Here is a 12,461-nt window from a genome sequence, read left to right on the forward strand (position 1 = left end):
CACTGTCGAGACGGTAGACCGCCGCATCTTCGCTGCTGCCGATTCCCACGACCAATCGCTCATCATTGCTCACCAGATCCGCCAAAATATGTGAAAGGTCCCCCGGACCCAATTTGGCGGCTCAACCGGCGGCTTTGACGAACTTGGTCAGCTTGTGACTGTTGTCAAGTTCCCGCATTCGGATCTCCTCCTTTTTCCAAAACTATGACTTCTTCTTCCCCATATTATCTCCAATTTTGCATAAGGAACGGATCTTCACGGTTCAACGTAGTGAATCACTTCTAATGGTTGGGATAAGAATATGCTAAAATTCCCTCCGAATGCATTGGCCCGCGGGACGGGCACTCATAAGATGCCGGAGCAATCTCCAGACACCCTTATCAGAGCATATTTTCCAGTAATCAATATTTGTGACAAAGGAATCATCATGCAACGACGTGACTTTCTCAAAACGATCTCCATCGCGGCTGCCGCCGGACTCGCCGGCGGTACTGCCCCTCTACGGGCCGCGGAGTCGACCTATGAAAGTGAAGAGAAGATCTCTCAGGAAAAGCGGCGTTTTCGGGTCCGCTACCGTTTCGATCTGAAAAACCCCGACGGCAAAGGCCCCTATCCCGCCCGCCTCTGGAACCCCATGCCCTATCAGGCCCCCTGGCAGAACGTACGGATCCTGAACTTCAAGGGCAACTACGACCACTGGAACCTCAACGACGACAACAGCTACGACGTCTCCATCCTCTATGCCGACTGGAAGAAGAGCCCCCGGCCCAAGACGCTGGAGATCGAGATGGAGATCGAGACCCGCTACCGCAGCGTCCCGCTCAAAGCCATCGAAGCCGCCAGCAAGCGCAACCTTCCCATCCCGGTAGAGGTCCGACGCTTCCTCAAACCCACCGCCCACATCCCCACCGACGGCAAGATCAAGGCCAAGGCCGACGAACTGACCCGCGGGGTCAGCGACCGCTTCGAAAAAGTCAAACGAATCTACGATTGGGTTACCCAGGTGACCTTCCGGGATCCCAAGGTGATCGGCTGCGGTTCCGGCGATGCGGGCAAAATGATGAATAGCGGCTATTTCGGCGGCAAATGTACCGATATCAGCTCTCTCTTTGTTGCCCTGCTGCGCGCCGCGGGAATCCCCGCCCGGGAGGTCTTCGGAATCCGTCTGGGGCTCTCCCACTACTCCAAAGCCCTGGGCAAGGCGGACGATAAAGGTTTCGCCGAGATCAGTACCTGGCAGCACTGCCGGGCCGAATACTACATCCCCGGCCTCGGCTGGATCCCCAGCGATCCGGCGGACATCACCAAGCTGGAGCTGGTCGAAAGCCGCAAATACAACGACCCCAAAGTCCAGGAGCTCAAACGGCGCTACCTGCACGGCTGGGAGATGAACTGGGTCGGCTTCAACTGGGGCCGGGACTTCATCCTCTCCCCCAAACCGGAGCAGTACCCCATCAATATGCTGGGCTACCCCTATGCCGAAGTGGAGGATGAGCCGCTGGATTACTACTTCCCCAAAGAGTTCGCCTATCGCATCACGTCCCAGGAGATCACGAAACGGTGAAACTCGACTGCCGCAACCTCGACTGCCCGGTGCCGGTTCTTCGCACCAAGGAAGCGCTGGAAAGCCTGCAGGAGGAGATCCTGGACGTAGAGCTCAATACCCTCTCCTCCATCGAAAATGTCAAGCGTTTTGTCAAGAGTCAGGGGCTTTTTTTCGAGGAGAAGAAGCTAGGGCCCAGACATGTGATTCTGAGCATTGTCAAGGGATATGAATGTACGCTGGAGCCTGCGGAGACTGTCACAGCCGATGACAACAGAGTCACCCGGGAGCTTGACACCTCCTTCTCTGAGGGGAGGAGCCCTGACGAAGCGCTTCGGGCCGCCCAGATCGCCCAGGCGGCCCAGGAGAAAAAAGAGGCCCAGAAGTTTTATATGTTGCTTTTCGGGGGAATCGTCTCGGCGATCCTCGCCAGTACCTGCTGTCTGGGGCCGCTGCTCTTTCTCCTCTTCGGAGTCAGTGTGGGTTCTTTGAGCTTTCTGCAGTGGTTCGCGCCTTACCACGCCTGGTTCAGCTTCGCCGCTGTCGCCGTTGTCGGCTGGCTCTGGTTCGACTGGTCGCGAGGACGCAAAGAACGCATCGCCTGCGCCACCAGTCTCTGTAAAAACTATACGCTCTATCTGACGCTGGGAACGCTCTTTGTAGCCGTTATGGTCAGCTATCCCTGGTGGATGGGATGGGTGATGGGAGATTGAAGATGGAAAATGGAAGATGAGAAATGATGGAGGTTTTTTATAGATGAGAGTTTTTTTGATTTTCGCTTGCTTGATGGGGACTCTTTTCGCGGGAGAGAAGATCGCCGTGATCGACGTAAAGGGAATGACATGCCCCCTCTGCACCGTAGCGGTCAAACGCTCCCTCAAAAAGACGCCCGGCGTCCTCAAAGCCAAAGTCAAGCTCAATACGAAGAAAGCTACCGTACGCTTCCGGGATGATCTCAATACCAGCCGTCTGCTGGAGGCGATCAAAAAAGCGGGTTACGAAGGGAAGATTCTCTCCGTCACTCCTGCGAATTCAGCAGAGGTTCCACAACAATAGCCCGCCCTTTGCGGTTGACTTTGCAATACTCCACCACCATGCCGTGGGCCCGGGCATAGACCTGGGCGCTCGGTAGACCGGGGAAGAGCTCTTCCTCCCTGCCTGCCAGCCCTTCCAACATCCACGCCTGAACCTCGTCATAATTCGAGAGCTCATAGCCCAATGTCTCCAAAAGTCTGGCCGTATAACTGTCCACGACGAAAGCCTCCCGATAGCAGGCGTAGTTGAGGATCGCATCGGCAGTCTCCGGTCCGATCCCCCGTCGCGCCAAAAGCCAGTCGCGCTCCACCGTTTCACGAAAAGTTTCGAAACTCCCAAACTCTTCGATGACTCTACGGCTGAGTTCTCTGAGATTGCGTCCCTTGGCGGTATGAAAACCGCTGGGCCGGATCAGCCCTTCCAGAGAGGCTGCAGGATATTCTGCCAGGTGCTCGGGTGAGAGCAACCCTTCGTTGCGCAGATTCTCCAGAGAGATCTCTACCCGTTCCCAGTTGGCGTTTTGGGTCAGGATCGCCCCTACCACCACCGTGAAAGTACCGCTTTCGGGCCACCACCAGGGATCTCTGGAAGGATTGTCATATCCGAGGGATTTGAGACGGGAGAGAAGATCGAGGGAGTCGCTGATCATTTTTTTTACGAATAACCAGAAACTAGTAACTAGTAACTAGTAACAAGAGTTGGCGGATGTTAACACGTTTAAACATTGCAACCACAATTCTTAACTATTAACTGTTAACTATTAATTCTTCCCTGCAAAGGGAAGCAACGCGCTAGCCCAGGTCAGACCGCCGCCGAAGGTATCCAGCAGCATCAGATCTCCGTAACGCAGGCGTCCCTCTTCATAAATATCATTGATGGCCATGGGGATGGAGGCGGCGGAGGTATTGCCGTACTTCTCCACCGTCACAATAATCTGATCCTCCCGCATCTTCAGCGCATCTCCCACGGCCTTGATGATCCGGTAGTTGGCCTGATGGGGGACGAAGTGGTCGATTTTCTCCGCCGGAATCCCGTTCTTCTCCAGGATCTCTTTCACATCTTTGGTCAGGGTCTTCACCGCCAGTTTGAAGGTCTCGTTCCCCTTCATCTTAACATATTGAAGCCCCTGCTCGATCACTTCGCAGCTGGCAGGATGGACCGAACCCGGTGCGGGGGTCATCAGGAAGTCGGCATAGCTGCCGTCGGCACTGGCATGGATATCGACAATCCCCTCGTCCCGATTCTCTGTCGCGGAGATCACCGCCGCTCCCGCTCCGTCACCAAAGAGAATGCAGGTACTCCGATCGGTGTAGTCCACAATGGAGCTGAACTTTTCCGCTCCGATGAGCAGAACGTTGCGTTTCATTCCCGATTCGATAAAGGCTTTGGCGATGCTGAGGCCGTAGACAAAACCGCTGCAGGCGGCTGAGATATCGAAGGCCTGGACATTACGGATCCCCAGTTTGTCGGAGATGATACAGGCGGTGGAGGGCATATTGAAGTAGTCCGGTGTCACCGTCGCACAGAGGACCAGATCGATCTCTTCGTGCTCCAGACCGGCCCGGGCGATGGCATCCCGAGCCGCTTCCACAGCCAGATCGCTGGTCGCCACATCAGGATCGGCGATGTGACGTTCCCGGATCCCGGTCCGTTTGACGATCCACTCGTCGCTGGTATCGACCATCTTTTCCAGATCGGCATTGCTCAGAATTTTAGGGGGGACATAGGCTCCGATAGAACGCATAGCGGCATAAATGGGGGTAGAACGGGACATAAGACTCCTTCGCCAGTCAATAGCAGAAGGTTATTTTAGCATAGGGGGGCTTTATTACTCCACTGTCTGTCACCGCAGGAGATCACTCCTGGGCACCGTTGGCACTCTCTAGAAGTTCTTCGATCCGTTTGTTGACATCCGACCGGGTATAATTGATCGCCTGGAAGATAGCGTTTTTGATCGCTTTGGCGTTGCTGGAGCCGTGGCTGACAATGGCACAACCGTCCACCCCCAGAAGGGGGGCTCCGCCGTACTCCGCATAATCCACCTGCTTTTTGAGACGGGCGAAAACCTTCTTTTTCATCAAAAGCGCGCCGATCTTGGCCGGGAGGGATTTACGGATCTCCTGACGCATCATCGTAAAGATCGCGTCGGCGACTCCCTCACTGGTCTTGAGCAGGATATTGCCGGTAAAGCCGTCGGTCACGACGACATCGACACTCCCGTTGAAGATGTCCCGTCCTTCGACGTTGCCGATGAATCCGGGAATCTTCTTCAACAGGGGGAAAGCCTCTTTGGTCAGTTCGTTCCCTTTGGACTCCTCTTCCCCGTTGGCCAGCAGACCGACACGGGGAGCGGAGATCCCCATCACTTCCTGGGCATAGACCTCTCCCATGGCACCGAACTCATAGAGATTTCGGGCTTTGCACTCCACGACAGCCCCCACATCCAGCACCAGGGTTTTGGCATTGTTGACGTTGGGCATCAGCGTCGCCAGAGCCGGTTTGGAGATGTGGGGCAGACGGCCGATCCTGAGCGTAGCCAATGTCATGGTAGCTCCGCTGTGTCCGGCGGAGACTACCGCATCGGCTTTGCCGTCCCGGACCAGTTCCACCGCCTTGTAGATGGAGGAATCTTTCCGGCGCAGGGCATTGGTGGCCTGATCGTGCATATCGATCACGTCGCTTGCTTCGACGATCTCCACACGTTCCAGGTAATATTCGGGAAGAAAAGAGAGAATCGCATCACGGTCGCCGACGAGAATGGGAAGAAAACGCCGTTCATCCATCGCCTGCATACATCCTTCGATGATGGGTTCGGGACCGAAATCCCCTCCCATCGCATCGATCGCAATGCGGATCAACCGATCACCGGAGCTCATCAGGACTTGTATTCACCTGTCGTGGGGTTCATGCGGTGAGGCATTCTCCAGGTACCGTCGGCATCTTTGACGGGCCGGGGGAGTTTGACTTTGTAGTGAGTGCGGCGCTTGGCGGCGCGGGTTTTGCTGTGTCTTCTCTTGGGTACTGCCATAATTTATCCTTTCTATATGGTGTATCAATATTCGATATCCACATCACTCCCGGCCTCTCGACAGGCCGGACAGTAGTGATAGGCGGAACGGTAGGAGGCGATTTCACCCTCCATCAGGGCGGCGATGTCAATCACGCCGTCCAGAAACTCAATTGTATCCAAATCCTCAGTGACCTTCCGAGGTTGATCGGTCAATGTGAGATTCAACGGAAGATGAAGCGCCTCGGTAAACTCCGCTCCGCAGCGATCGCAAATCAGGGTGATTTCTCCTGCAATCGTCGAGCTGAGCTTTACTTCATGACTTCCCTCTCGCAACAGGGTTCCGGCCATCTCCAGAGTCTCTGCTTTCAGGCAGAACTCTCCGGGGCTGCGCCCCACCTTGTTGAAAGAGATCTTCATCGCGAGAACTTCGTTTAGAGAATTTCCCGGCGGGCGAAGAAGAAGGCGATCTCTTTCTCGGCGTTTTCCAACGAGTCACTTCCGTGAACGGCGTTGGCATCGATGCTCTCGGCAAAATCGGCACGGATGGTACCGGGAGCCGCTTCTTTGGGATCGGTCGCGCCCATCAGCTCACGGTTTTTGGCCACGGCATTCTCTCCTTCGAGGACGGAGACAACGACCGGACCGGAGATCATAAACTCCACCAGCTCTCCGAAGAAGGGACGTTCTTTATGCACGGCATAGAAGGCTTCGGCATCGGCACGGCTCAGCTGCACTTTTTTCATCGCGGCGATACGCAGTCCGTTGCTCTCGAAACGGTCGATGATCTTGCCGATCACATTTTTTTTGACAGCGTCGGGCTTAATGATCGAAAGGGTCTGTTCCATCGTTATTGATCCTGATTAAAATTTTGGAGGTGGATAATACCACAATGAGTATTAAAGGAAAGTTAAAAGAGGGGCTTTGTTTTACAACCCGCCGTCGCGGGTCGGTGGAGAAGATCAGTCTTCGATGACAGGGGTGTGATTGGCACGGGCCTCTGCAGAGATATCTTCACGGCAGGGCATTCCTTCGACGCACTCCGCCCATACGATACATCCCTCGGTGGGGCATGCCTCGGCACAAGCGGGAGTATCATGATAGCCTACACACTCGACACACTTGTCGGCATAGACGTAATAGGTGTCCTCACCTGTGGGGTTATCGTCCTCGTCAACAATCGCTTCGACGGGACACTCGTCGATACAGGCTGCACAGTTGATGCAGATATCTGTAATCATTACTGCCATGTGTTTCTCCTTTGTTCGTTTTGTGAATCACACTATATCACAGGAAGATTAAACGACTCTTTAAGCAGCCTTTCCAGAAAGAGGGTCCTTGAAATGCTACTTCCGGTGACACATATTCCAAGAAATAGGAAAATCTTTCCAAAGGAAGAGCCCCTGAGAAAGGACCGCTTCAGCCCGGTATTCCGTCTGCCCTCGGAGAAATTAGCCATTTGAACGTATATTTGATGTAGAGAAGAAACGGCAGCGACCACACCAGTGCCGAGACCACATCGAGCGTCATCGCATAGGTGGGGTAAAAAGCCGAAGCTGTGCGCAAGCAGGCGGCGAGAATGATAAGAAAAACTCCGATACAAATCCACGTTTTTCTCTCTTTGGCGATGTCCCTTCCCGTGTGGACGATGGTGATGACGATTATCACCAGATAAAAAGAGAGCGTCCACGCGCCGGAGGTGAGCATATGCAGCAAGTCGCCGTTGTAATAGGGTTGACCCGCCAGATAGTTGTATCCGATCAGCCCGTAGCCCACGGCGATAAGCACCGGTACCGTCATCAGGGCCCGGATGAGCCGTTTGCCCAGGATGTTGGTCTCGTCATAGGCGATGAAATCGTTCAAAATCGCCAGCGACGCCGATGCCGTCCCCAGGGCGATCCACCCTAGCGCCCTGTTTTGCGGGAAGAAAAACTCCAATGCCGTAAAAAGAGCGATCATAAAGATCGTCAGGTTGTACGCCGGCGGTCGGGCGAAAAAGATCTCTTCGTACCCCTCGTGCTCCAATATTTCATTGACCGCTTCGATATTGACGCGACGGATGGAGAGGATGATCAGCACCAAAAAGATCCCCAGGCTCACCTTCAAAATCTCCAGAGGCGTCGTCCGCACCCAGCCGAAAACAGCGAGGTAAAACCAGATCTGAGCCGCCTGAACCGCCACGAAACCGTAGGCGATGCTCACGTGACGTTTGGCCGGATCCTGGAAAATAGGTTTGATCACCAGCAGCGTCATCCAGGCATAGAGGGCGATATTGATAACGGCCGCCGGATAGGGGGTGATCAGATCCATGGCCCAGAAAGCGACGCGCCCGACGATCCAGAGTCCGAAGATGTTACGCAGGGTGTTTCCCACGATCGGGACGGTACCCGGATAGAGCTCCGGCGCCCCGGTGAAGATGAAGGCCGCCATTCCCAAAAATCCCACCCCGAAAAGCATCTCGTAGATGTGCCAGCTCATACCGTCGCGGATAAATCCCAGGGGAATATAGCCGGCATAATGAAAGGCCCAAAGCAGGATGGAGAGCACCATATAAGGCGCCATCAGCAAAAAAGCCGGGCGAAACCCGTAGGCCAGATACTGGGGAAAATCCCCTTCGGGGTAGTAGGCGTAGTGTTCGGTGGCGGCCATTATTTCAACTCCAGTTCAAATGTCTTTATAATGTATGGATCTTTGAGCAGTTTGGCCGTTTCGGCATAGACCCACTCGTCGGTGCGCTCGGGTTGCGGCCGATCGAAGGTGTAGGTCTTGACGATGCGGCCCGGGTCGGGCTCCAGGAGCAGAATCTTGTCGCTGAGGCGAATCGCCTCCATGATATCGTGGGTGATGAAAAAGATGGTGATCGCTTTTTGCGCGATCAGTTCGATGATATGGTTTTGTAGCTCCCGTTTGAGGCCTATATCCAGCGCCGAAAAGGGCTCGTCGAGAAAAAGGAGCTCCGGCTGCGTCACCAGTGCCCTGGCAAACGAAACCCGCTGACTCATCCCGCCGCTGAGCTCCTTGGGGAATTTGTCGAAATCCTCCTCTTCCAGGTCGAACGTCAAGGCGATCTCTCTGGCCCGTTTTTCACGCTCAGCTTTGGGGACTCCCAGGGCTTTGAGGCCGAAAGCGATGTTGTCGATGACGTTTTTCCAGGGCAGCAGCCGGGGATCTTGGAAGGCGATGGCCTGAGTTTTGAAACTGTTTTCGATGCTCCCTTCCTGCCGATCCAGCAGTCCGGCGCACAGACGCAACAGCGTCGTCTTGCCGCCGCCGCTGGGCCCCACGATTGAGAGCACTTCACCTTGATTGAGCTCGAAAGAGATATCTTCCAGAATCGTCTTGTATCCGAAAGAAAAACGGAGCTTTTCCACTGTTAGTCGCGCCACTTTTCCACCTCCTGCTTGATAGGCTCCAGGAAAATATACTCTACGACCATCAAAAGCCCCACCATGATGACCACCAGGGCCATCGCCGTTTCGGTATCCAGCTGACTGCGGGCCATGGCGAGGCTGGCACCGATTCCGTCGCTGGCGGCCAGGAGTTCCGCCATCACCACGATCTTCCAGGCCATCCCCAGCGCGCTCACCCAGGCCGGAAAGATGTAGGAGAAGATATGGGGCAGATAGATGTCGATAAACTTCATCAGCAGCGGTACTTTGAAGGTATCGGCCATCTCCTCGAACTTGTCTTCGAGGGTGCGGGTGCCTTGCAACGCACCGATGAAGACGATGGGCAAGGAGGCGACGATCACGGTAAATTCCACTGTGGCGTTGCCCATCCCGAACCAGATCATCGCCAGGACGATCCACGCGATCGGCGGCATCCCCATCAAGATGGTGATAATGGGGCGGCTCGTGATCGAAGCGGTGACGAAAAAGCCGGCGATGAGCCCCAATACAGTGCCTACGACCAGTGAAACACCGAATCCCACGACGACTCTTTCGACGGTCAGATCGAGATTGGAAAGAAACTCACTGTCGTGAAAGAGTGCCAAAGCCGCCTGAAAGCTCTTCAACGGCGCGGGCAATATCATATCGCCGTAGATCTGACTTCCCAGATCCCACAAGGCAATAAAGAGGAAAATAGCGGCGACCGCCCCCCACCCTCTCCAGAGAAAGGCGGGGAAATCCCTGAGGATTTTTATTAGTGCGTCCATCAGCGATAAAAACCTTCATCCGGCAGTTTGCCGCCGACGATTTTGGGGCTTTGCTCTTTGAGTTTCGTGAAGAAAAACTCCAGATCTTTGCGGGCCGCTTTAGCCGGAACTACTTGCATCTGCACCTGGGAAATGGAGTCCTCCACCGCTTCGGGGGTGAACATTTTGGTGTATTTGACTACCAGTTTTCCCGCCTCTTTAGGATGGGATTTGTACCATTTCATCGCCTCTTCATAGGCTTTCTCAAAGGCGGCGACGACCGTCTCGTTTTTTCGGATATCTCCGACGGCGGCGATTCCCGCTTGGGGAATTTTCCCTGCGGTTCCGAAGGCTTCGCCCCACTCTTTTTGAAGGTCAATACCGCGGTAGAGCTCCGGTGCGATGATCTTGATCGGGAAAGAGTGGGTCTTTCGCAGTACCATCGAGGTGGCGGGTTCAGGAAGGAGTGCGTTGTCCTGACGTCGCATAATGAGCTGCTGCGCCGCATCCATCGGGTTGGAAACATACTTGATATGGATATCTTTTTGGGTGAGCCCCTTTTTCTTCATCACGGCTTGCAAGACAATGTCGGGCATATCGCCGCGCCAGGGGACCAGCAGGGTTTTGCCTTTGAGCTTCTCCAGGGTATCGATATTTTTATCCCGCACCAGGATCTGCAAAATCCCCCAAATCGAGACGTTGAGCAACTGAATGGGCTGCTTTTTGTTGTAGAGGATCGCGCCCACGTTAGTGGGAACGGCGACAAAATCGACCTCTTTGTTGATGATCATCGCCCGGAGCTGATCGGGATTGTTCCAGAGTTTGAACTCCACCTCTTTGGCGACATCTTTCAATGCTCCGCTTTCGATCATATGAAAGATCGGATGGGAGACATTGGCGGCGGGGCCGGCGATAACGATTTTGTCGAGTTGTTTTGCCTGCACTCCGGCGATGAGGAGCAGAAGCGTCAACAGAATCTTTTTCAACATCTTATTTTCCTCCCTTTCTGGTGGCATATTTCAGAAGCTTCTCATACTGCTCTTTCGTCAGGATATCCCGCACCGCCCTGATACATCTCAGATGGGCTTTGGTCAATTCGGTTCGCAGCTTGCTGATGGCATCGACAATCTCATCCTGCGCTTCGGGTGATTGATTGTCGATCGCAATATTCTGAGCGAGCTTCAGCTCCAGCATTTTGATATCTTTTGCCGTCTTTACCACCATCGGTACTGTTTTGTTTTTGATGGCGACGATTTTATCGATCTGCTCTTTGCTCAGTCCCAACGTCGAACTCTCGGGGTGAAACAGTGTCAACCCCACAAGAAAGGGGAGGTTTTTCGGCACAAGGAAATAGTCTTTGGGAAAATTCTCTTTACCCCGGACGAACATCCCCGGTTCCCCGGCGACCTGAGACAGTTTGGCTTTTAGATCCCCCATGGGGAGATTCGGTTTGGCCATCAGGAGCGTGGCGACACTCAGGCCGAGTCCAATCAGTATCGTTTTTTTACTCATGTTTGATCCTTTTTGTTTTGGTTTTTAGAACATATAGCCGACACGGAAAAGAAACCGTCGTTTCTCCAGCGGTTGATACTCTTTGAGGTTTTTATGCACCAAAAAGCTCACCCCCGCACCGAAAAAGAGTTTTGGCTTGCCGAAGGGCAGATACTGGATCTCCGGCGTGATGTAGCCGGCACTCCCGCTGAAAGCTTTGAAAGGAAGCTTGGAGCGCAACATTGGGTTGGTATCGTTGCCCATATCGGTGGAGCTGTTGTATTTGAAGTTGTACTCCAAACCGATATTGAATGTGTCGGTGATTCCCTTGACCACCCCCACATCGAAAAGAAACTCGTTGCCGAAATCGTAGTCGTGCTCCGCTTTGGGGCGATAGGTGTACATCGCGTGCAGATCCGCACGAAGCATGGGATCGAAGATCTTGGAAGCCCCAAATTCCAATTTGTACTCCGCTTTTCCCGTCCCCGGCTGGGTGGGCAAGGGAGTATTGACACCCCGGGCGAAGGGCGGGGCTTTTTTGAATCCCTTGCTTGTCGAACCGGTCGGCAGCTTCACCCCCGCCCCTACGGCCAGCTGATAACCGTGGTCGTTGTAAAAGCGATATTTCCCCATCACAATGACATCGCCGATGCCGGCATTGTCAATCGCCACATCGTTGGGCCCCAGCTGGGCCGTGGCTCTGATCTGCTTGTAGGGAATCACGAGACGCAGATCCGTATCTTTGGCGATGCCGTAGCGCAGAGCCAGTAGCGTGACATTGGCGGTAGCATCGAGATGCTCCATGTTGGTCACTTCGTGTGTTCCGTCAAACATACTGTCCCGTTTGAAATAGATATGCTTGAGCCCCATGACCAGTTTGCCCTGCGGGACCACCATGCCGCCCGCTTTGGTCTCGATCCCGGGAATCACCTGTGCCGAAAGGTTCTGCACCGTCGCGACCAGACCCCAAGCGGCCAGCGTCGCACCGAAGAATCTATTTTTCATTATTGTTTTCCCTTTTTTGAGTGGATTGATTCTTTTCGGAGGCTTGCGCCTTTTTGCACAAAGCCGAAGCCTCGCAAAGTATTCGCCTGGCATATCTGCTTCCACTTCCTACTGTCACGGTCATACCCTCCTATGGAATTTCATGTCATTATTGTTCGGTAATGATAATCATTTGCAAGATTATTAAAAAAGAACTTATCCCCTCCTGAATTTGAGAATGACTATCAATTTTTTTCTAGAAGAGG

The 12,461-nt window shown here is 54.0% G+C and carries 16 protein-coding genes and 1 pseudogene; 3 read left to right on the forward strand and 14 right to left on the reverse strand.

What is annotated here, in order from left to right:
* Positions 1–178: pseudogene (locus F8I07_RS02560) on the reverse strand (selenide, water dikinase SelD); the annotation flags it as partial.
* A 249-nt stretch (positions 179–427) separates the two neighbouring features.
* Here F8I07_RS02560 and F8I07_RS02565 point away from each other — a divergent pair.
* Genes F8I07_RS02565 through F8I07_RS02575 form a run of 3 tightly spaced genes read left to right on the forward strand, consistent with a single transcriptional unit; the run spans position 428 to position 2,599 of the window.
* Positions 428–1,564, forward strand: a complete 1,137-nt coding sequence (locus F8I07_RS02565; protein WP_292655344.1) for a transglutaminase family protein — start codon at positions 428–430, stop codon at positions 1,562–1,564.
* Entirely contained in the window at positions 1,561–2,256 is a 696-nt protein-coding gene (locus F8I07_RS02570; RefSeq protein WP_292655347.1) for a mercuric transporter MerT family protein, read from the forward strand. Before F8I07_RS02565 ends, F8I07_RS02570 begins: the two co-directional genes overlap by 4 nt.
* Positions 2,257–2,299: 43 nt before the next feature.
* Positions 2,300–2,599: a heavy-metal-associated domain-containing protein gene (locus F8I07_RS02575; RefSeq protein WP_292655351.1), complete on the forward strand. Its 300-nt coding sequence runs from the start codon at positions 2,300–2,302 to the stop codon at positions 2,597–2,599.
* Here the strand turns inward: F8I07_RS02575 and F8I07_RS02580 are convergent.
* The 13 genes from F8I07_RS02580 to F8I07_RS02640 all read right to left on the reverse strand — a co-directional run bounded on the left by F8I07_RS02580 (position 2,562) and on the right by F8I07_RS02640 (position 12,216).
* Complete coding sequence (locus tag F8I07_RS02580; RefSeq protein WP_292655354.1) at positions 2,562–3,227, reverse strand: 3-methyladenine DNA glycosylase; 666 nt, start codon at positions 3,225–3,227, stop codon at positions 2,562–2,564. The genes F8I07_RS02575 and F8I07_RS02580 overlap by 38 nt on opposite strands.
* 111 nt (positions 3,228–3,338) lie before the next feature.
* Positions 3,339–4,352: a beta-ketoacyl-ACP synthase III gene (locus F8I07_RS02585; protein WP_292655357.1), complete on the reverse strand. Its 1,014-nt coding sequence runs from the start codon at positions 4,350–4,352 to the stop codon at positions 3,339–3,341.
* 82 nt (positions 4,353–4,434) lie between these two features.
* On the reverse strand, positions 4,435–5,436 hold the full coding sequence (gene plsX / locus F8I07_RS02590; RefSeq protein ID WP_292655433.1) for a phosphate acyltransferase PlsX: 1,002 nt from the start codon (positions 5,434–5,436) through the stop codon (positions 4,435–4,437).
* A gap of 17 nt (positions 5,437–5,453) precedes the next feature.
* Positions 5,454–5,606, reverse strand: coding sequence for a 50S ribosomal protein L32 (rpmF, locus tag F8I07_RS02595; RefSeq protein WP_292655360.1), 153 nt, complete (start codon positions 5,604–5,606; stop codon positions 5,454–5,456).
* A 24-nt stretch (positions 5,607–5,630) separates the two neighbouring features.
* Complete coding sequence (locus tag F8I07_RS02600; protein WP_292655363.1) at positions 5,631–6,005, reverse strand: hypothetical protein; 375 nt, start codon at positions 6,003–6,005, stop codon at positions 5,631–5,633.
* Positions 6,006–6,019: 14 nt separating this feature from the next.
* On the reverse strand, positions 6,020–6,433 hold the full coding sequence (gene ndk, locus F8I07_RS02605) for a nucleoside-diphosphate kinase (protein WP_292655366.1): 414 nt from the start codon (positions 6,431–6,433) through the stop codon (positions 6,020–6,022).
* 114 nt (positions 6,434–6,547) lie between these two features.
* Positions 6,548–6,835 (reverse strand): 4Fe-4S dicluster domain-containing protein, encoded by a 288-nt coding sequence (locus F8I07_RS02610; RefSeq protein WP_292655369.1) that lies wholly within the window; start codon positions 6,833–6,835, stop codon positions 6,548–6,550.
* A 169-nt stretch (positions 6,836–7,004) separates the two neighbouring features.
* Positions 7,005–8,234 carry an NnrS family protein gene (locus tag F8I07_RS02615; protein ID WP_292655372.1) on the reverse strand — a complete coding sequence of 410 codons (1,230 nt, stop codon included), beginning with the start codon at positions 8,232–8,234 and terminating at the stop codon, positions 7,005–7,007.
* Complete coding sequence (locus tag F8I07_RS02620) at positions 8,234–8,971, reverse strand: ABC transporter ATP-binding protein (protein WP_292655375.1); 738 nt, start codon at positions 8,969–8,971, stop codon at positions 8,234–8,236. Before F8I07_RS02620 ends, F8I07_RS02615 begins: the two co-directional genes overlap by 1 nt.
* Positions 8,959–9,741 carry an ABC transporter permease gene (locus tag F8I07_RS02625; RefSeq protein ID WP_292655378.1) on the reverse strand — a complete coding sequence of 261 codons (783 nt, stop codon included), beginning with the start codon at positions 9,739–9,741 and terminating at the stop codon, positions 8,959–8,961. The genes F8I07_RS02620 and F8I07_RS02625 overlap by 13 nt, the downstream gene beginning before the upstream one ends.
* Positions 9,741–10,709, reverse strand: coding sequence for an ABC transporter substrate-binding protein (locus tag F8I07_RS02630; RefSeq protein WP_292655381.1), 969 nt, complete (start codon positions 10,707–10,709; stop codon positions 9,741–9,743). Before F8I07_RS02630 ends, F8I07_RS02625 begins: the two co-directional genes overlap by 1 nt.
* A gap of 1 nt (position 10,710) precedes the next feature.
* Positions 10,711–11,232, reverse strand: a complete 522-nt coding sequence (locus tag F8I07_RS02635; protein ID WP_292655384.1) for a hypothetical protein — start codon at positions 11,230–11,232, stop codon at positions 10,711–10,713.
* 24 nt (positions 11,233–11,256) lie between these two features.
* Positions 11,257–12,216, reverse strand: a complete 960-nt coding sequence (locus tag F8I07_RS02640) for a transporter (protein ID WP_292655387.1) — start codon at positions 12,214–12,216, stop codon at positions 11,257–11,259.
* Between the last annotated feature and the right edge of the window lie 245 nt (positions 12,217–12,461).

The sequence above is a fragment of the Nitratifractor sp. genome (genome assembly GCF_015487065.1).
In the GTDB taxonomy this organism is placed as follows: domain Bacteria; phylum Campylobacterota; class Campylobacteria; order Campylobacterales; family Sulfurovaceae; genus Nitratifractor.

Excerpts from the sequence above, each read along its gene's own strand:
- F8I07_RS02640 (WP_292655387.1), bottom strand. The coding sequence starts at position 12,216 with ATGAAAAATAGATTCTTCGGTGCGACGCTGGCCGCTTGGGGTCTGGTC.
- F8I07_RS02630 (WP_292655381.1), bottom strand. The coding sequence starts at position 10,709 with ATGTTGAAAAAGATTCTGTTGACGCTTCTGCTCCTCATCGCCGGAGTG.
- F8I07_RS02585 (WP_292655357.1), bottom strand. The coding sequence starts at position 4,352 with ATGTCCCGTTCTACCCCCATTTATGCCGCTATGCGTTCTATCGGAGCC.
- ndk (WP_292655366.1), bottom strand. The coding sequence starts at position 6,433 with ATGGAACAGACCCTTTCGATCATTAAGCCCGACGCTGTCAAAAAAAAT.
- F8I07_RS02615 (WP_292655372.1), bottom strand. The coding sequence starts at position 8,234 with ATGGCCGCCACCGAACACTACGCCTACTACCCCGAAGGGGATTTTCCC.
- F8I07_RS02600 (WP_292655363.1), bottom strand. The coding sequence starts at position 6,005 with ATGAAGATCTCTTTCAACAAGGTGGGGCGCAGCCCCGGAGAGTTCTGC.
- F8I07_RS02625 (WP_292655378.1), bottom strand. The coding sequence starts at position 9,741 with ATGGACGCACTAATAAAAATCCTCAGGGATTTCCCCGCCTTTCTCTGG.
- F8I07_RS02575 (WP_292655351.1), top strand. The coding sequence starts at position 2,300 with ATGAGAGTTTTTTTGATTTTCGCTTGCTTGATGGGGACTCTTTTCGCG.
- F8I07_RS02610 (WP_292655369.1), bottom strand. The coding sequence starts at position 6,835 with ATGGCAGTAATGATTACAGATATCTGCATCAACTGTGCAGCCTGTATC.
- F8I07_RS02635 (WP_292655384.1), bottom strand. The coding sequence starts at position 11,232 with ATGAGTAAAAAAACGATACTGATTGGACTCGGCCTGAGTGTCGCCACG.
- F8I07_RS02580 (WP_292655354.1), bottom strand. The coding sequence starts at position 3,227 with ATGATCAGCGACTCCCTCGATCTTCTCTCCCGTCTCAAATCCCTCGGA.
- rpmF (WP_292655360.1), bottom strand. The coding sequence starts at position 5,606 with ATGGCAGTACCCAAGAGAAGACACAGCAAAACCCGCGCCGCCAAGCGC.
- F8I07_RS02565 (WP_292655344.1), top strand. The coding sequence starts at position 428 with ATGCAACGACGTGACTTTCTCAAAACGATCTCCATCGCGGCTGCCGCC.